Below are 16437 nucleotides of genomic sequence, written 5' to 3'. Positions count from 1 at the left end.
CATTCTTTCTTATAATCCGTTACCAGTTATATGTTCTCGCCTGTTTTACCTTTACGGCGCTGCCGCAGGCAGCCAGAGCCCGCGAGTCTCAGCCAGCCCGAACATAAGGTTCATGTTCTGGATAGCCTGGCCTGATGCGCCTTTGACAAGGTTATCGATTGCTGAGAGCACTACAACCCTGTTATTTTCTTTATCTGCTTCAAAACCTATGTCACAGAAGTTAGATCCCCTGACCGAGGTAAGGGAAGGGACTCCCGGAAACCGGACAAAGGGCTTGCCCCTGTAAAACTCCTCATAAATTTCCTGCACATATTCAGTAGAAAGAGGCTCTTTCGTAAAGAAATGAGCAGTTGTGAAGATCCCCCTGATGGATGGGATCACATGGGGAGTGAAGTTGATGTTCTTGAGCTTTCCATCCAGTCCTGTCAATTCCTGGAAAATCTCAGCCCTGTGCCTGTGGGCTGTAAGCTTATATGCGATAATATTTTCTGCTATGTTTGGATAGTGAGAGGTTTCAGAAGGCGAGACCCCGGCTCCTGAAATCCCTGTTTTGGAATCAAAGACTGCAATATCTATTAACCCTGCCGCTGCGAGAGGGGCTGCTGCAAGGATTGCTCCGGTAGGAAAACAACCCGGATTTGCCACAAACTCTTCCTTTGCAACTTCAGGGTGAAGTTCTACTAACCCGTACACTGCTTTCCTGGGGTCGCTGTGCTTCATCCCATAAATTTGTTCAAATGTTGGGATATCAAGCCTGTAATCTGCACTGAGATCGATCACCTTTGTACTGCCGTCAAGCAGTTCAGGGACATAATTCATAGCAGTCCCGTGAGGCACTGCCACAAAAACAACATCACAGCGCTCCCTGAGGTCTTCAGGATCCGGATTTTCATACTTTAAGTCCAGAAAACCTTCGAGGTACCTGTGGGTACTTGTTACGGGTTTTCCTGCGAGACCCCGCGAAGTTGCCAGCTCAAGACTGACATCGGGATGGTTTACCAGTAAACGGAGGAGTTCCCCTCCTGTATATCCGGAAGCTCCTATAATTCCTGCCTTAATCATAAGTATTCACTGCCAGTGTAATGTCAATACAAGATAATTAAGCTTGTTATCAAAAAAAACCAGAGAGAAGGCTCTAAGGGCTGTTGACCGGGGAGAAGAGTAAGCTCATAAAATTATTCCAGCTCTGGATTATTCCCTATAACCATTGACTCTTTGACCTCAAGTTCACGCATTACAACAAGGACACCGCCTTCGTAATCAACCACCTTTACAGAAACACTATCCCTTGGATACAATTCCATTTTAGGCAGCTCACTATTATTCAGATCAAGAACCCCTTTTTCACCGACATAGAAGGCACCCAGTGCAGAGTCATTTACTCCCAAAATAGAAAGTCATAAAATGAATATTAAGACAGTACAGTATAAATATCTAGATATATAAGAGTATTCCAGACGATAATGGGCAGGTCTATATCAGCTTCAATCAAGAGCACACATACGAAAAGACTATAGAAAAAGGCAAACTATTTTACCTTTATCAGCCTTCTTTCATGCAAGAAAATTCTTGTGAGTGCTGACTTCCGGAGGAACAGGAGGAAAAAAAACTTGAGCAAAAAAAAGATAATTTACCTTGCAGGCCCTCTCTTCACACATGCTGAACTCGAATACAACCGGAAACTGAAGGATATGCTGCTCAACAATGGCTTTTCCGTTTTTTTGCCCCAGGAAGACGCAGAAGATGCGGCACAGGAACGCGAAAGACAGAGCCAGGAATGTATATTCAGGAAGTGTGTGAAAGGTGTGGATACCTCGGACCTTGTTGTCGCAATCCTTGACGGGGTGGACGTGGACTCCGGGACAGCCTGGGAAATAGGTTATGCCTATGCAAAAGGAAAACCTGTTATAGGACTCAGGACTGATTTCAGGGAACTTTCGGACGGGATCGTGAACCTGATGGTGGAAATGTCTATCGTTTCCCTGGCAAAAGATGAAGAAGAACTGCTGAAAGTAACGGAAAAGTTCCAATAACTTATTTCTTTCCTGTTTATGTGTTTACACCCCAGGTATATTGTCTTCCTCTTTTTTTTTCGATATGAGGACTTATTTGTTTACCTGTTTATTTACCGATTTGTCTTTCCTGTTTACCATTAGAGACCAGCCCCTTTACCTTTTTTGAAAATCATTTCACAAAAACATAGAGAGATAATGCCTGTGAACTGAGTCTTAAAAATAACCTTTATTTTTACAGATAACTCATTAATAGTCTTTTTTAGAGAATATATATTATCTCTCAAATGAGATAAATTTCAAAAAGATATTCAATATCAGCAACCATAAAACATCATGATTATTAATTGGAAATATGTTTATATGGAAAATGGTACATATGTATGTATAGGAGGTTAAAAATATGACCTTTTCAATGGGATACACTTTTATGAAAGTGAAGACTTCACATGGGCCCGAAATGTACGTGACTCAATTCGGGAAATTGGTAAAGGTTGTGCCCTGTAGCCCGCATGTGAAAATATCAGAAAGATATGCAAGCAACTTGATCAGGCAGATCGAGTCAGATTAAAAGATAAGAAATTATCCGATTTTTTCTTTTTGATTCGGACAATTTTCCTTAACGCCCTTTTTTCCGGCCGAACCATTTTCGGTTTAACCTTTTCTGCATAACTGCTACATAGTGTACCGAACATTTTTTCAACACCATTCTGTAACCCGAAAAATTAACACATCGTCCAATAGATTCCACCATCCAGGATAATAAGGAGATAACTTTAATTTAAGAATAATAAAATAACCCAAAAAAGATAGGAATCGGATAAATTGATAAGAACTTACAGAAAAACAGACCTTGAAGAGATGGTAAGGATCTGGTACGACGCGTCGGTTATTGCCCATCCTTTTGTGCCAGCTTCTTTCTGGGCTTCGCATAAATCCGCAATGAAGGAAAAATACCTCCCTCTTGCCGAGAATTATGTTTTTGAACAGGAAGGAAAAGTTGCAGGCTTTATTTCACTCGTTGGAGAGAGGGTATGTGCCCTCTTTATATCTCCCGATGCACAGGGAAAAGGAATGGGGAAAGCTCTTCTTGAACACGCAAAAGCCCTGAAGGGCAGGCTATCCCTTAAGGTCTACAGGGATAACAAAAAAGCTATCCTCTTTTATGAAAAGAGCGGACTTAAAGCAGCCGGGGAAGAGGTTGATGAGCATACGGGCTGCTTACAGATTTTGATGGGGTGGGAAATTTCTAATTTGAGGCTTCAAGACTTTGATGCGTAAAGACTTTGATGCGTAAAGACTTTGATGCGTAAAGACTTTGATGCGTGAAGAAAAAAATGTCAACAACCTGATAGAACTCCTTGAAGAAAAACCAGTAACCAACCATGAGTTGCATCTGGTAATAGACTACGTTTTAGAGATTATCGATAACAGATCATGGATGGAAGATAAACAGGCATACGTGAACTACCCCTAAGCTAAAGACCAAGCGTCGGAAAAGAGATTTGGAGAACTCAAAAACAGGGGAGCTGCAATAGCTGTCTTTAACGTGTCGGAGCTCGTATTTTACGATGCATTTGTAGACAGTCAACTACCCCTGACCCTAAAACTCAGGGGTTTCCTGCTGAAGGTTTATGAAAGCGCTGTGGATGTCCTGGGCGATGAGACATTAAAGCTCATAGCTGCAGAACTGTGGATGTCCTGGGCGATGAGACATTAAAGCTCATGGCTGCAGAACTTGTAAAAATCATCAGGCAAAACGCAGGTGTTGACTGGACCCTCCGAAAAAACATCCAGGCAAAGATGAAGATCAGTGAAAAAAGCTGCTAAAAAAGTACGGCTACCCCCCTGACATGCAGAAACTCGCTACTGAAAATATCCTCAAGCAGGCTGAAATGATCTGTAGAGATGTGGGTGTTTCGGCAGCATAAATTATTTAACTATTTTTGCATAAACTTAGTTTCTTCAGTGCAGACTTTGATTCCAAGTCATCTCTTTTACAGTGTGAATTTATTTAGTTGATTGCCCCGTGAAACCAGAAAATCAAGGCAATACCTTAAAAATGAAAATGAAGTGTTGAAATAGATTCAATGACATCAAATAGACCTTTAAGTTCTACTGAAAAATTTGTGAAATCCCTTATTCTTTACCTATTTCGTTTTATCTCATCGCTAACTAAATTACCATCTTCAAAGGTAATTACTCTGTCAACATAATCAGTATGCCACAGTTCATGTGTTACCATCACAATTGTCTGGCCATATTTTTCATTCAGTTCTTTAAACACATCCAGTACTTGTTTTGAGTTGTTTGTATCCAGATTTGCACAAGGTTCGTCAGCAAACAATATATCAGGCTTTTTTGCTATGGCTCTTGCGATTGCCACTCTCTGCTTTTCTCCACCGGATAATTCATCAGGAATCTTGCTATGTTTTCCTTTCAGGCCAACCTTATCTAATGCTTCAAGAGCAATCTCATAAGATTCCTTTCTGGATTTTCCTTCCATCATGGAAAGGATATAAACATTTTCTGCAGCACTCATTTCATTAATGAGTGCATAATCCTGAAAGACATAACCGACTTGCGTTAACCTATAATAACTTCTTTCTGCTTCAGGCAAACTAGAAACCTGTAATCCCCGAATGGTATATTCCCCTTCCGTTGCATCGTCCAATAATGCCAATATCCTTAACAGAGTTGTTTTTCCGCTTCCGGATGCACCCATTATCGCTACAAATTCCCCTTTCTTTATTTCAAACGAAACTCCCTTGAGAGCCTTGACAGTAGTTTCCCCTGTCCCATAATACCTTTTAAGGTTCTTAACCAGGATCATTTGTTATCGACTCCATATGGCTTTGAGTATACTCTCTTTTGATACACTCCAGGCAGGGAGTATCCCGGCTATCACTGATAGTGTAAGCATGGTAACTATGCTTTCGATAAGCAGCATATAATCAATCTTGGGTCTTATTTCCATAGTCTCGTAGAATACCACTGGATTCATCTGGAAGTAAAACATAAGTGAAAAGTATAGTATCAATCCTGCGAATATTCCCAAGGAAACATAGAACGTGCTAAGGAATGCATAGGACAATACTATTGATCTTGGAGTAATACCTACTGCTTTTAAAATACCTATCTCTTTTTTTCTATTAAGTACATTGATATAGATAATGATGAGAACCAGTGCTGCACCTACGATCAAACTCACAAACTTTGACATGGTATCTATAGCACCCATGCTTTGCATTGCTTGCTTTATGAGAGTTTCTGACTTATCAGCCCATGTAAAGATTTGCTCATTCACCCCGGCTTCTCTGATTTTATCCTTTACCTGATCTTCACTCCCTTGCTTGTCAACCCTTACGACTACACTGGTAGCTTTACTCTCTTCTAAACCATAAACGTCTTCGATTTCTTTGTAGTTAACTAACGCATTAAGATCAACAAGTTCAAATGAGCCTTCCATGATGCCTTTGACTTTGTAGGTCCTCTTTACACCATTGCTGTATGTTACGTCAACAAGCGATCCTGGTCTTACCTCACCCAGATTATCATATATTTCGGATCCAAAACCTGTACCTGCAATCATAGCACCGATGATAATCTCATCCCGGGAAAGCTCTCCTAAAAAATCTCCTTCACTGATAATATATGGGTATTGTGAAACGTCAGACTCTTCTGTGGGAAGCAAACCTGTAATAGTTACCCCTACCACTTTTTGCTTATGTTCAATAGATGCTCCAGCGTCCAGTCGTTTTGTTGCAGCTCTCACGCCTTCGACAGCTCTGATTTTTTGCAAGACGCTATCAGCATTGTTAATGTATGTGTTGTCACCTGACGGTTCAATGACAATATCCCCGTAAGGGTAGTCCTGCATCATTCCAGTAAATAGAACGGTCATTCCTCCAATCATTGATGGGAGGAATACCAGGTTCATAAAAATGAGTGAGAGAACAAAAACTATGAACATTAATGTTTTTTTGTTTCCTCTTTTTACACTGAAGTATGCAATGAGGGCTCCTACTCTGATATCATTGATCATGCTGGAGACCTCTCATTATTTTTTGTTGTTAGCAGAATTACCGCTGCCTTCCATCAACTGCTTAATTATCTCATCTTTTGATTTTTTTGTTCTATAATTAATGTAAATTAGTCCTCCAATAACTGCCAGGATAAGCAATACAATTGCAGCTGTTCCTACTCCACTACTACTTTCGAGGACTATAAGATTGATTTTCTTCTCAATTTGTTCTTCCCCAAAATCATCACTATACGTTATGGTTACAGGAATTTCGTATTCTCCTGCTTGATCAACTATAAAAGTAATTACTGCAGGGCCATCCTCATTTGGATCAAGAGTTCCTATAAAGGATTCTTTTAAGCCTTTGAATGGATGGTCAGCATAGACTCTTATTGAATTTATTGTTCTGTCACCGGAATTTTCGATTCTCATAGTCAATTCTACAGTATCACCCGTGTAAGGAAGAACAGGGTCAACCTTTACAGATGCAAGATTTAAACTTCCTTTTTTGTCAAGCACAGTTATTCCAATCTCATATTCATCTTGTTGCTTGCCAAAATCATCTTCATACTCTATAATGACAGGGATTTTAAACTCCCCTGAACTGTTTGCCTTAAATTTGAATAATGCAGTTTGACTTTCATTTAAGCCAAGAGTTCCAATTGTAGAAGTTTTAATTCCTTTAAAATCGTGATCCAGGCTAATTGATACGGATTTTGCTATTGCTTCACCGAAGTTTTCTATGCCTAACCTTAAGTCAACCGTATCTCCCTCATAGATATATTCAGGATTGGTTTTGACAGAAGAGATTCTTGGTTCTGCATCTTCGCCTATCACCCTTATTTCAACTTCATAATATTTTTCGGTGTCAACGGGCTTATTTGCATATGTTAATTTCATTTTAATCAGATGAGGACCAGGTTTGGCATCAGGAGTTGTTCTCATGTGATATATCAGGTACCTTTCACTTGTACTATAAGTTAATTTTGAAACTTTAGTAACTAAATTTTCTGTAACTATTATATCTGAGGGGATGCTGATTATCTCAAAAGTAATATCTTCAGGAGTTTTAGTGCCACAGCTCTCCAGATTAATTCCCAGGGTGAATTCTTCATCGATACCTATTGAACTGGGACTTATTTCCTGAACCTCTGCGTTTACGCATGCATAACTGGAAATTTCTGCTTCAGCAGTAGAAATTCCTGATAAGACAATTGAAAAAACCAAAAGAACCAAATATCTTAACTTTGTATTCTGGCTCATTTTCAGGCTCATTTTTTAATCACCTCGTTTTGAATTTTTTCCGTAAATTCAACAAGATTTTTAAAAATTAAATCCAATGCAATCATTTGCTGATAATAATCTTCGATTATTTTGAGCAGTTCTTCAGAGTCCTCTGAGTCACTATTTTTACATCTTTCGATTATTGCTGGAAGCTCTTTAATCGTAGGGCTGACCATGAGTTCATTTTTGGATTTTACTGCCTTAATGGTCATTGCCAGAATATCTCTTTGAACTGAGAAGTATAATTTTTTTGAACCGGCTTTCTTCGTTTTTTCTACAAGAGTAATTCCAGTAAGCAATTTCATTGCCGCACTAACTGCAGAAAAGCTATACCCAGAAATTGTAGAAAGCTCTTCTAAAGTTAGTGGATCTGGTTCAGAATGAAGTATTGCAAGCAATTTAGAGGAAAGTTCATCAAGTCCGTAGGATTTCATCCCTTGATACACAAGATTCTCAAATTCTTTTTTTGCAGTCTCCATTTCAACGCCTTATTTACAGAATTAATAATATTTCTAGTAATTACTGTATATTAAAGAAATAGTAAATATGTGCTTCGATTATTAAGGCTGTGACCAAAAAGTGCTTTTGACCGGAAAGTCAATATTACCTTTCCTGATATCGTTTTTCTGAAAACTCGCGCCCTAATCTGAAAATTGGATATTTTCCCAAAAATTGAGTCATTTACCCGAAAATACCTCACATACCCGACAAATAGCTGTTTTTGAGCTATTTTACAGGCAAAGCCCAAACAAACGAAAACTATAAATATAATAAGTACTAACTAGAGGGTAGTAACTGAAGGACAATAACAACCATACAGTAACCACAACATACTAACTGTAAGGTTGGACTTCAGTTGCCAGACCAACAGACCTGTGAGCAGACTGGAGGTGAACCTGTATCACCTTTAAAAACGGATTTCTCCCACCAAGAGAAAGAGATGAGAGCCTGGAACCCTCATCTATGCTGCCTGTAAGACATGGAAAGAGCAAACAAAACAAAAATCTCCACTCTCAACTTTCCACCCCTGGCAGGGTTTCCACGTCTTTCAGGCGGCCTCCTGTGGAGAACGAAAAGGAACTGTTCCACACCTCCAGAACCACTTACAGATCAGGTTGGGGATCATCAACCAACCGCAATAAAATATAAAATAAAAAATGACACAAAACCAGGAAAATTCGAAAAGAGAACAGTCAAACTGGAATTGGAAAAATCCTGGAGTCAAATAAGGAGGAATTTGCACATGAAACTGCCAATAAAGAGACCATTCCGTGACGTGTACAACTGGGACCCGTTTGATGAGATAAGAAGAATGCAGGAATATATGGAACAGATGTCAAGGGCATTTCCTGCACTGGACACCGGGTTCGAAAGCGGAACTTTATCCCCGCTGACCGATGTGGTGGAAGAAGATAACAGGGTAATTGTTACAACTGACCTACCGGGTATTGATAAAGAAAATATCGAACTGAGCCTGAGGGACAACTTCCTTGCAATCAGTGCAGCGAAAGGAAAAGAGGAGGAGACAGAAAAGGAAGGCTATCTCAGAAAAGAGAGGTCTTTCATGCGTTACTACCGTGAAATCCCTCTTCCTGAAGGCATAACAGAGGAAGGGGCAACTGCTCAGCTCAAAAACGGTGTCTTAACCGTTACCATGCCAAAAACAAAGGAATTGACCGGAAAAAAGATCCTTATCGAGTGATCGGAGATGCTACCATAGCGAGATTCATCGATAAGAGAACTGCCGCCTAAATCACCACAAAATTATGAAAACAATAAAACCAAAAAAACCGATAAAACCTACACCAGTAGAGCCTATAAAACCGCAAAAACCAGATTTGCTGACAGGACCTGCAGGTTATCAAGCCTGCAGGCAAACCTTCCTGGTCAATTCATTAAATTCAAATCAAGAATTGCATTCAAATCCAGAACTGCATTCAAATCCAGAACTGCATTCAAATCCAGAACTGCATTCAAATCCAGAACTGCATTCAAATCCAGAACTGCATTCAAATCCAGAACTGCATTCAAATCCAGAACTGCATTCAAATCCAAAACTGCATTCAAATCCATTCCACTAAACTGCGAATCATAAAATCAAGCAAGAGTAAAATCCACTGAAAACCCCCTCTGCCAGAAAAAAACCATTCGCCTATTTTACCTCCACTTTTTTTTCATTAACTTTTCTCTGGTTCTTCTACTTTTTTGATTACCACAAAGCCTGCCAGAAGCATCAGCAGAGCGCAGGCATAAAAGGGCGTTACAAAAGTAACATATCCTGCAAGGAAGCCTCCGAAGATAGGGCCAAAAGCCATTCCTGCTGCCTGTGCAGTTGTTATGATGCTAAGCCTTGAGCTTAAGGAAGAGCCCTCCGAAAGATCGGCTGCAAGTGCCATTGCAGGCGTGTCAATTGAGGCTACAAGGAGCCCCTGAAAAGCCCTGAAAAGGATGAGCTGGCTTATGCTTGTGATATAGCCCATCCCGACAACCAGCGGGACGCTAAGGAAAAGGCCGCCAACGATCAGTTTCTTCCTGCCTATCCGGTCCGAAAGGCTGCCGAGAGGAGCCTGGAAAAGAAGCCTTGCGAAAATGTAGGCTGAGACCGCAACTCCCAGGGAAAGCTCGGATGCTTCAAGCCTTATCTCGTATTCCGGGATAAGGGCAACTACCATCATTATCCCGACCATCATCATCAGCATGGCGCCTGCGAGGGAATAAACTGAAGCATGGCTTTTTTTGTCGCTTCTTTTTTCGGAAACTGGCTCATGAGAGCCCCTGGTTTCTTTTACGAAAAAGGTCACAAGCCCCATGCTTACCACTCCGAGCAAGGCGCAGAAATAAAACCCGGCATCAAAGCCCCAGTATCTGGCTATTGCTCCCCCGACAACAGGCCCGAGCCCGAAGCCGACCCCTCTAATAGTCGTATAGACCCCCACGGCTTTTCCCCTGGTCTCAGAGGTCGAGATATGCGTAACCATTGCGATGACCGCAGGTATGGTTGCCCCCACGGTAATCCCCTGCAGCAGCCTAATAAAGAGCAGTTGCTCATAGCTTGTTACCTGCGAATAAAGGAAAGAAAAGAAGGTATACCCTATCAACCCCAGGAGGATGAAAGGTCTCCTGCAGTTAAGCCTGTCCGAAAGCCTGCCCATAAGAGGCTGCGTAAGGGCACTGAAAAGCCCGAAAACCGTCATTACAAGCCCTGCTCTGGCAACAAGGGGAAGCCCGGAAAAAAAGGATGCCCCAAGATCAGAGATATATAAAGGAATCAGGGCAACCAGCATCCCCGAACCCAGATCTTCACAGAACCTGGACAGAGAGAGAACATAGAGCTCAGGATTAATATTGCCGGTAAATCCCGGAAAAGAATTTTTCTGCAGGTTACAGGTATTCATAAATCCTCAGCAGGAAACCCCTGAGTCTTTAGCGCAGGGGTAATTGACGTTTCTTCGCTCAACTCAACTCAACTCAACTTAAAAGTGAGTGTTATCCAAAAAAGAACAAATATCTTACACTATAAAACAATGTTGAAATCATTCTGCTCTAACATTAAAAAGAAAATATGAAAATGAACAATTAATAAAGGTGAACGTTTTATGGGGCTCAAAAAGAAGCTAAAAAATATGGTCAAAAATAATGAGACGTTCAGACGCCTCAAAACTTCTCCTCTATGACTTCGCCTCCAGGCTCCTTTTCCTTGAAGATCTGCCCCTCAAAACGATAGATTTCTGCTCCATTAACCCAGGCATCCGGAGGAAGACCGGCTTTCATGCAGGTATGGTTCAGGAAGTCAATAGCATCCATATTGTTCTCAGGAGCGACCTGAGGAAGCAGCAGCCCCTGGTAGTAGCCCTGTTTCACGATGAGCCCGTGCTTTCCGATGATCACCTTATCCGGAAGGTCCTTTGGAGGTGCATTGATCTTTTCAGGTTGAGTCAGTATCGTAACCTCAACGACTATACTGTCGAGTTCTTTTTCTTCGACCTGGGGAAAGCGCGGGTCCCGAGTTGCCGCAGAGACTGCGGAGTCCAGAATTGCCTCCTTGAGGGTTGAATCAGGATAAGGATGGCCTATGCAGCCCCTTAAAAGCCCATTTTCCGTCAGTGTGACAAAAACGCCCCTATTCTCCCCAAAGACCGGAGAAAGATCAATGCCTAACTCCTGAGGCTCTGGAAGCCTTCCCTCCGATAAAAACATTTCAATGGTTTTTCTTGCAAGCTTGACTGCAGCTCTGCCTTCTGTTTCTGTAAGCATGCTTGAACCAACACCTGTAAACTGCATTTACCCGTTAATCATGAGTTTAAGCTCTAAATACCAGCCAGTATTGTCAGCCACCGGTTAGCATGAAGGTATGTCTGTGAGCTGGTATAACAGTATGTTTATTGGAGCTACAGTATGTTTATTGGAGGTGGTTAAAGTAAGTTTCTGGAATTGCTTGAAGTCCTGAAAAAGGAAAGAGAATAAAAAAAGGATTGAAAAAAAATTGAAAAAAGAATGAAAAATAATTAATGAAAAGCAAAATCAGAAAATTCTGGCAGAAAATTCCGGCAGAAAATTCCGGCAGAAAATTCCGGCAGAAAATTCCGGCAGAAAATTCCGGCAGAAAATGCCAGACCGAAATCCATTCTTACCGCCGGAACTCGCAGGAAACAAAACCTTAAAGCTTTTTAGCTTCCTGATATTTTTTGCAGGCTGCCTTCAGAGACTCAACTCCGGGCAGCTTTTCTCCTGCAAGGTAATCAATACAGGCTCCTCCACCCGTGCTGATATGCGAGAAGCGGTGTTCAAGGCCGAGATGTGCAACCTCAACTGAGATATGCCCACCGCCAATGATTGAGAAATCGGATTTAATGGCAGCTTTTATAATTTCATGAGTCCCAAGGGCGAAATCGTCAATCTCGGAAACTCCCGCAGGGCCGTTTAAAACAACTGTTTTGGAGTTTTGGATTTCATTTGTATAGTCCACAATAGTTTCGAGTCCGATGTCGTTAATGGGCAGAGAATCGGAGTTAAGCTCGGAGATATGGACCTCAACACGTCCCTTGTTGTCGTTTAAGGCTACGTCTTTCGGAAGGCCGATTTTGTCTTTGAACTTCGCAAGCAAGTCTCTTGCCTTTTCAATCTGGTTTTCGTAACCCTGAGATTTGATGAAATCCATATTGGCTTTTCCGATGTTTACTCCCGAAGCCGCAAGAGCAACATTTGCAACCACTCCGGTAAGAAGCACCCTGTCAGCCCCTCCATTTATGAGAACATTTTCAGTCACTCTAAGGGAGTCGTCCACCTTTGCCCCACCTAACACGAAAATGCTTGGCCTTTCTCCTCCTTTTACCCCTCTGTCCAGAGAGATAAGTTCTTTTTCCATTACTCTTCCAGCTCCCGATGGGAGGATTTCGGTAAATCCGACAACCGAAAGATGAGACCTGTGGGATACCGCAAATGCATCGTTCAGGAAAATATCGATAAAAGGTGACAGTTTTTTAACCATATAGGTATTTGCCTGTTCTGTTGACGTTCTTTCAAGGCTTTCTTCCGAATAAAACCGGACATTTTCGAGCATGATAACATCCCCATCTTCCATAGAGGCAATCTGGGTTTTTGCAAATGTCCCGAAAATATCATCCACATAAGTAACTTGCCTGCCCAGATATTTGGACAGCAGGTGAGCGTGAGGTTTCATTGTAGTGAAATCTTTTTTCCCGGGCCTGCTCTGGTGAGCAAGCAGGACGACTTTTGCGCCCTCCAGGTCCTTCAAGGTCGCAATATGGCTTCTGATCCTCATATCATCCAGAATGTGGCCCTGGGTGTCCATGGGAGAGTTCATATCGACCCTTAAAAGAATCGTCTTTCCGCGTATGTCAAAATCATCGATCGTAAGAAAGTTTCTGGAAGTCATTACCCTCAGCACACCTTTGTAAATACAATTTTATATAGATCAGAGAATAAAACATGAAATATAGAACTATAGAGAATTTTATTCATTCAGTATTGGTTATCTTTGTCATGGAATTTTTTCCATAAATAAGTTTGTTCCCTTTCACGCCTTAAAAGATGGGGCTCAAAAAATATGTATAAAAAGATGGATCATTATTTTTATATGGAAAACAAGAAAAAAAGACAGTTAATGCAAGAGAAGAAAATAATTAATACCAGAGGAAAAGCCAGCTAACGCTGGAAGAAAAAAGATATTTATTAAGTACCGGTTTTAGGAAAAAGCTGTACTCTCAGGAGAACAGGGAAAAATAAAGGAGATAAAAGCTATGGCAGCAGAGGAAGAAGACTGTGGAAATTTAGAAGAGAGGATTCTAAAACTGGTGGAAGCCGGGTATGAGACTGTCGCAAGGGAGACAATAGCCTGTACAAGGTGCTCTCTTCATAAAAGTGCAATCCGAAGAGTAATAGGAAAAGGTTCCTGCAACCCAAAGGTATTCTTCATAGGAGAAGCTCCGGGAAAGACTGAAAACGAAACAGGGATTCCCTTCTACGGAAGGGCAGGAAAACAGCTGGACAAAATGGTTGAGTATATGGGGCTCTCAGATGAGGATTGGTTCGTAACAAACACCGTCAAATGCCGCCCTCCGGAAAACAGAAGACCAAAGGCAAGTGAAATAGAATGCTGCAAACCTTTCCTTGTTGCCCAGATCACCCTGCTTGCCCCTAAAATCATAATTCTCCTCGGCAACACAGCCGAAAAGTCCTACTGCCCCGAAAGAAAACTGGAATGGGGAGTCCCAGTAGAACACAAGGGAAAAACGGTCCTGAAACTCTACCACCCCGCAGCGCTGATTTACACGGCTTCGAAAATAGAAGTCCAGCGGGCTTTTATAGATAAAAACAGGGAACTGTGGCAGTAAAAAATGAAAAATCCTATAAAATAAAAAGCAATAAAACCGGGCAGAAGAGAGATTTGGAAGGAGAAAGCAGCAGGAAGCTGTAAAAGGCAGCTAGTATTCATAAAATATAAATAAAGCGATCCAGATATTATGATTTGGATTTGTTTTATATCAGTTTGGGGGTATGAATATATCAATGGTGAAAATGTCACCTGATGTATTTTCATGTTCAGACGAGAAGGGAAATCTGGACATTGAAATCGAAATGTTTGGGGTAAAGAAAGAGAATATCGAATTAAAAATGGTCGAGAACGGCTTTTTTGTAAGAGCGAAAAGGGAAGAAACCGGGGTTGAGTATGTTGGGACTTATACGTTCTGCTGCGGGGTTGTCCCTGAGAAAGCTGTCGCAAGATACGTTGATGGAAAACTCTATGTGAAAGTGCCTTACAGGGAAAGTACAGAGACCGTAAATGTTGAAATCCAGTGAAAACCCTGTAGTCAACTACCCGCTGAATCTGAAGATTTAACGGATTTCCTGCTGAGGATTTATGAAAACTTGATAAATGGAGGAAATATGCATCCTGTAATCGATTATCACAAGTGTACCGGGGCTCTCGCCTGCTATGAGGTTTGCCCAGGGGATGTTTTTGATGTAAAAGAGATGGAGGCGGGAAAAAAGGCAGTAGTAGCCCGCCCGGATGACTGCATCGAATGTGATCAGTGCGTAGACGCCTGTCCTGAAGACGCAATAGAACTTGTAGACTGAATCAGGAAGATTTCAGACAGAAGGTTCCGGATAGAAAGTATGATTCGGAAGGTTCCGGAAGAAATATTATAAAAAGAGGTGAAAGAATGCATCCCAAAATAGATTACGACAAATGCGTGGGTTCGCTTGAATGCTACGATGTCTGCCCCGCAGACGTGTACGACAAAGAAGAAACCAAAGATGGAAAAAGGGCAATTGTAGCCCGCCCGGACGAATGCACCGAATGTGAGCAATGCATCGATGCCTGCCCGACGGACGCCATAGAAATGGTAGATTAAACTGGTAGATTAAACTGGTAGATTAAACTGGTAGATTAAACTGGTAGATTGAAAATAAAAACAGAGCTTGGAGACAGTCAACTACCCCACACTAAAGCAGTGAGGCTTGCAAAAGCCCTGGTTGACCAGCCTAAGTCTTAATTGACTACGTTGGAAATGTTATGATACCCACGAATGCTTCTTCAATTTGTAGCTCTATGGTGTAGCATTAAAAGTCCTGAGAGGTAGGGCGGTGTGCTACACCTGACAAGCATATCCAACATTAACAAGGGGCGACGGTTTTTCAAAACCGTGTTACTTGCTACGGAAATTCATTTCCAAAGCAGAGTGGAGAAATCCAAACGTGGAACAGAATGCCGGGAAGTTGACGGCATTCCTCCCCGTGCTAAAGCAATAGGGCTTTCTGCCTGTCACATGTGAATATAAAAAAGGGATCTTTTATGTGAATATAAAAAAAGGATCTTTTACCGTAGTTTCAGCTTATTTTCAGGATACCGAATATTCCTTTATTTTACCGGAGTTATTTTTTCCAGGATAGTTTCAATTCTGGTCATGGGTCTCCTTAACAGGAAAAAGTACAGCATAGCGGGTATGGGCCGGGAGAGCTCCCGAATCATTATGCTTTTTGTCGGAGGATACGCGCTCATCATTTTTTTCTGAGCCGTTCGATTGATTCTGCTCAGGAAGGTTAAGTGCCTGCCCGAAAAGATTTGCCCGGCAGTTTTCCAGAGTTTTTTCCAGACTATCCAGGACAAAAGGGTCGCTATCTCTGTTTGCCCGGGGAACCAGCAAAATCGGCTGTTCCTCAGGGGCATAGATTTTAACTTCGCGGCCTTTACAGCTCCATTTCACCTGCCTGACCTTTATCAGGCCAACCTTTTCCAGCACTTCAAGATTGTATGTCAGTGTATTCAGGCGGATCCCAAGCTCTGATGCAAGTTCGCTTGCAGACATCTGTTTTTTCTGAAGCTGTTTAAGGATTTGCATAGGAAGGGTTCTTGAAAGAGTCCTTGCAAGCAGAGACACCTCATCCGGCAGCGACAGGACAGGCACTGGGACTAAATCTTCAATTCTCTCCAAACCTCTCAACCTCTTTTTCAGTTCCTGAAAATAAATAACTCAAAAACCAAAGAACTCAAAAACATTACAATCTCCTTATTCTTATTCATTCTCTTATTTTCCTTCTTATTCTGGAGCTTCAAGCCCTCACAGATCTCCCAAAGCCCGAACATCTGCAACC

25 protein-coding genes are annotated in these 16437 nt (G+C 41.6%); 13 read left to right on the top strand and 12 right to left on the bottom strand.

Annotation, left to right across the window (positions count from 1 at the left end):
• Positions 1-51 precede the first annotated feature (51 nt).
• Both argC and MSWH1_RS12640 read right to left on the bottom strand, forming a co-directional pair.
• Positions 52-1062, bottom strand: coding sequence for an N-acetyl-gamma-glutamyl-phosphate reductase (gene argC, locus MSWH1_RS12645; RefSeq protein WP_048129040.1), 1011 nt, complete (start codon positions 1060-1062; stop codon positions 52-54).
• Between the two features lie 113 nt (positions 1063-1175).
• A complete protein-coding gene (locus tag MSWH1_RS12640) occupies positions 1176-1388 on the bottom strand; it encodes a hypothetical protein (RefSeq protein WP_052722742.1) in 213 nt (70 codons plus the stop codon).
• Positions 1389-1610: 222 nt separating this feature from the next.
• On the opposite strand from MSWH1_RS12640, the gene MSWH1_RS12635 reads away from it, so the two are divergent.
• The 7 genes from MSWH1_RS12635 to MSWH1_RS20920 all read left to right on the top strand — a co-directional run bounded on the left by MSWH1_RS12635 (position 1611) and on the right by MSWH1_RS20920 (position 3943).
• Entirely contained in the window at positions 1611-2033 is a 423-nt protein-coding gene (locus MSWH1_RS12635) for a nucleoside 2-deoxyribosyltransferase (RefSeq protein WP_048130542.1), read from the top strand.
• Positions 2034-2415: 382 nt separating this feature from the next.
• Positions 2416-2583, top strand: a complete 168-nt coding sequence (locus MSWH1_RS19280; protein ID WP_156148181.1) for a hypothetical protein — start codon at positions 2416-2418, stop codon at positions 2581-2583.
• A gap of 254 nt (positions 2584-2837) precedes the next feature.
• Complete coding sequence (locus MSWH1_RS12630) at positions 2838-3293, top strand: N-acetyltransferase (RefSeq protein ID WP_048129038.1); 456 nt, start codon at positions 2838-2840, stop codon at positions 3291-3293.
• Between the two features lie 40 nt (positions 3294-3333).
• Positions 3334-3489 carry a hypothetical protein gene (locus tag MSWH1_RS19275; protein WP_197074594.1) on the top strand — a complete coding sequence of 52 codons (156 nt, stop codon included), beginning with the start codon at positions 3334-3336 and terminating at the stop codon, positions 3487-3489.
• 72 nt (positions 3490-3561) lie between these two features.
• Positions 3562-3732, top strand: a complete 171-nt coding sequence (locus MSWH1_RS19710; RefSeq protein ID WP_197074636.1) for a hypothetical protein — start codon at positions 3562-3564, stop codon at positions 3730-3732.
• A gap of 5 nt (positions 3733-3737) precedes the next feature.
• Positions 3738-3842 (top strand): type I restriction enzyme endonuclease domain-containing protein, encoded by a 105-nt coding sequence (locus MSWH1_RS20605; protein WP_082088142.1) that lies wholly within the window; start codon positions 3738-3740, stop codon positions 3840-3842.
• A 23-nt stretch (positions 3843-3865) separates the two neighbouring features.
• Positions 3866-3943, top strand: coding sequence for a hypothetical protein (locus tag MSWH1_RS20920; protein WP_082088251.1), 78 nt, complete (start codon positions 3866-3868; stop codon positions 3941-3943).
• 215 nt (positions 3944-4158) lie between these two features.
• Here the strand turns inward: MSWH1_RS20920 and MSWH1_RS12625 are convergent, their stop codons facing one another.
• The 5 genes from MSWH1_RS12625 to MSWH1_RS20600 all read right to left on the bottom strand — a co-directional run bounded on the left by MSWH1_RS12625 (position 4159) and on the right by MSWH1_RS20600 (position 8409).
• On the bottom strand, positions 4159-4845 hold the full coding sequence (locus MSWH1_RS12625; protein ID WP_048129036.1) for an ABC transporter ATP-binding protein: 687 nt from the start codon (positions 4843-4845) through the stop codon (positions 4159-4161).
• Between the two features lie 3 nt (positions 4846-4848).
• A complete protein-coding gene (locus MSWH1_RS12620) occupies positions 4849-6057 on the bottom strand; it encodes an ABC transporter permease (protein ID WP_048129034.1) in 1209 nt (402 codons plus the stop codon).
• 15 nt (positions 6058-6072) lie between these two features.
• Positions 6073-7311, bottom strand: coding sequence for a COG1361 S-layer family protein (locus tag MSWH1_RS12615; protein ID WP_231585461.1), 1239 nt, complete (start codon positions 7309-7311; stop codon positions 6073-6075).
• Positions 7308-7799 carry a GbsR/MarR family transcriptional regulator gene (locus MSWH1_RS12610; protein WP_048129032.1) on the bottom strand — a complete coding sequence of 164 codons (492 nt, stop codon included), beginning with the start codon at positions 7797-7799 and terminating at the stop codon, positions 7308-7310. The genes MSWH1_RS12615 and MSWH1_RS12610 overlap by 4 nt, the downstream gene beginning before the upstream one ends.
• 478 nt (positions 7800-8277) lie before the next feature.
• Positions 8278-8409, bottom strand: a complete 132-nt coding sequence (locus MSWH1_RS20600) for a hypothetical protein (RefSeq protein ID WP_255350465.1) — start codon at positions 8407-8409, stop codon at positions 8278-8280.
• Positions 8410-8563: 154 nt separating this feature from the next.
• Between MSWH1_RS20600 and MSWH1_RS12605 the strand changes: the two genes are divergently transcribed.
• Positions 8564-9022, top strand: coding sequence for an Hsp20/alpha crystallin family protein (locus MSWH1_RS12605; protein WP_048130538.1), 459 nt, complete (start codon positions 8564-8566; stop codon positions 9020-9022).
• Between the two features lie 185 nt (positions 9023-9207).
• Here MSWH1_RS12605 and MSWH1_RS19705 read toward each other — a convergent pair whose 3' ends face one another.
• From MSWH1_RS19705 to MSWH1_RS12585, 4 genes are all read right to left on the bottom strand, one after another.
• A complete protein-coding gene (locus tag MSWH1_RS19705; protein WP_048129030.1) occupies positions 9208-9393 on the bottom strand; it encodes a hypothetical protein in 186 nt (61 codons plus the stop codon).
• 104 nt (positions 9394-9497) lie between these two features.
• Complete coding sequence (locus MSWH1_RS12595) at positions 9498-10715, bottom strand: MFS transporter (protein WP_048129028.1); 1218 nt, start codon at positions 10713-10715, stop codon at positions 9498-9500.
• Between the two features lie 259 nt (positions 10716-10974).
• Positions 10975-11574, bottom strand: coding sequence for a TIGR00296 family protein (locus MSWH1_RS12590; RefSeq protein ID WP_048129026.1), 600 nt, complete (start codon positions 11572-11574; stop codon positions 10975-10977).
• Between the two features lie 403 nt (positions 11575-11977).
• Positions 11978-13228 (bottom strand): phosphoglycerate kinase, encoded by a 1251-nt coding sequence (locus MSWH1_RS12585; RefSeq protein ID WP_048129023.1) that lies wholly within the window; start codon positions 13226-13228, stop codon positions 11978-11980.
• A gap of 352 nt (positions 13229-13580) precedes the next feature.
• On the opposite strand from MSWH1_RS12585, the gene MSWH1_RS12580 reads away from it, so the two are divergent.
• The 5 genes from MSWH1_RS12580 to MSWH1_RS19255 all read left to right on the top strand — a co-directional run bounded on the left by MSWH1_RS12580 (position 13581) and on the right by MSWH1_RS19255 (position 15617).
• Positions 13581-14174: a uracil-DNA glycosylase gene (locus MSWH1_RS12580; protein ID WP_052722741.1), complete on the top strand. Its 594-nt coding sequence runs from the start codon at positions 13581-13583 to the stop codon at positions 14172-14174.
• Between the two features lie 163 nt (positions 14175-14337).
• On the top strand, positions 14338-14640 hold the full coding sequence (locus MSWH1_RS12575; protein WP_369798530.1) for an Hsp20/alpha crystallin family protein: 303 nt from the start codon (positions 14338-14340) through the stop codon (positions 14638-14640).
• An 87-nt stretch (positions 14641-14727) separates the two neighbouring features.
• Positions 14728-14919 carry a ferredoxin family protein gene (locus MSWH1_RS12570; protein ID WP_048129019.1) on the top strand — a complete coding sequence of 64 codons (192 nt, stop codon included), beginning with the start codon at positions 14728-14730 and terminating at the stop codon, positions 14917-14919.
• An 86-nt stretch (positions 14920-15005) separates the two neighbouring features.
• On the top strand, positions 15006-15197 hold the full coding sequence (locus tag MSWH1_RS12565; protein ID WP_048129017.1) for a ferredoxin family protein: 192 nt from the start codon (positions 15006-15008) through the stop codon (positions 15195-15197).
• A gap of 234 nt (positions 15198-15431) precedes the next feature.
• On the top strand, positions 15432-15617 hold the full coding sequence (locus MSWH1_RS19255; protein WP_156148176.1) for a hypothetical protein: 186 nt from the start codon (positions 15432-15434) through the stop codon (positions 15615-15617).
• Positions 15618-15737: 120 nt separating this feature from the next.
• Here the strand turns inward: MSWH1_RS19255 and MSWH1_RS17620 are convergent, their stop codons facing one another.
• Positions 15738-16277 (bottom strand): transcriptional regulator, encoded by a 540-nt coding sequence (locus MSWH1_RS17620; RefSeq protein WP_052723178.1) that lies wholly within the window; start codon positions 16275-16277, stop codon positions 15738-15740.
• Positions 16278-16437 lie beyond the last annotated feature (160 nt).

Origin of the sequence: Methanosarcina sp. WH1, assembly GCF_000970005.1 — an archaeon.
GTDB lineage: Archaea > Halobacteriota > Methanosarcinia > Methanosarcinales > Methanosarcinaceae > Methanosarcina.
The sequence above is the reverse complement of the archived record's forward strand: the minus strand, read 5'-3'. Positions and strand labels throughout refer to the sequence as shown.

Coding starts and splice junctions, on each gene's coding strand:
- argC (WP_048129040.1), bottom strand. CDS start 1,062: ATGATTAAGGCAGGAATTATAGGAGCTTCCGGATATACAGGAGGGGAA.
- MSWH1_RS19280 (WP_156148181.1), top strand. CDS start 2,416: ATGACCTTTTCAATGGGATACACTTTTATGAAAGTGAAGACTTCACAT.
- MSWH1_RS19275 (WP_197074594.1), top strand. CDS start 3,334: ATGCGTGAAGAAAAAAATGTCAACAACCTGATAGAACTCCTTGAAGAA.
- MSWH1_RS20605 (WP_082088142.1), top strand. CDS start 3,738: ATGGCTGCAGAACTTGTAAAAATCATCAGGCAAAACGCAGGTGTTGAC.
- MSWH1_RS20920 (WP_082088251.1), top strand. CDS start 3,866: ATGCAGAAACTCGCTACTGAAAATATCCTCAAGCAGGCTGAAATGATC.
- MSWH1_RS12625 (WP_048129036.1), bottom strand. CDS start 4,845: ATGATCCTGGTTAAGAACCTTAAAAGGTATTATGGGACAGGGGAAACT.
- MSWH1_RS12620 (WP_048129034.1), bottom strand. CDS start 6,057: ATGATCAATGATATCAGAGTAGGAGCCCTCATTGCATACTTCAGTGTA.
- MSWH1_RS12615 (WP_231585461.1), bottom strand. CDS start 7,311: ATGAGCCTGAAAATGAGCCAGAATACAAAGTTAAGATATTTGGTTCTT.
- MSWH1_RS12610 (WP_048129032.1), bottom strand. CDS start 7,799: ATGGAGACTGCAAAAAAAGAATTTGAGAATCTTGTGTATCAAGGGATG.
- MSWH1_RS12605 (WP_048130538.1), top strand. CDS start 8,564: ATGAAACTGCCAATAAAGAGACCATTCCGTGACGTGTACAACTGGGAC.
- MSWH1_RS19705 (WP_048129030.1), bottom strand. CDS start 9,393: ATGGATTTGAATGCAGTTTTGGATTTGAATGCAGTTCTGGATTTGAAT.
- MSWH1_RS12595 (WP_048129028.1), bottom strand. CDS start 10,715: ATGAATACCTGTAACCTGCAGAAAAATTCTTTTCCGGGATTTACCGGC.
- MSWH1_RS12590 (WP_048129026.1), bottom strand. CDS start 11,574: ATGCTTACAGAAACAGAAGGCAGAGCTGCAGTCAAGCTTGCAAGAAAA.
- MSWH1_RS12580 (WP_052722741.1), top strand. CDS start 13,581: ATGGCAGCAGAGGAAGAAGACTGTGGAAATTTAGAAGAGAGGATTCTA.
- MSWH1_RS12575 (WP_369798530.1), top strand. CDS start 14,338: ATGAATATATCAATGGTGAAAATGTCACCTGATGTATTTTCATGTTCA.
- MSWH1_RS12570 (WP_048129019.1), top strand. CDS start 14,728: ATGCATCCTGTAATCGATTATCACAAGTGTACCGGGGCTCTCGCCTGC.
- MSWH1_RS12565 (WP_048129017.1), top strand. CDS start 15,006: ATGCATCCCAAAATAGATTACGACAAATGCGTGGGTTCGCTTGAATGC.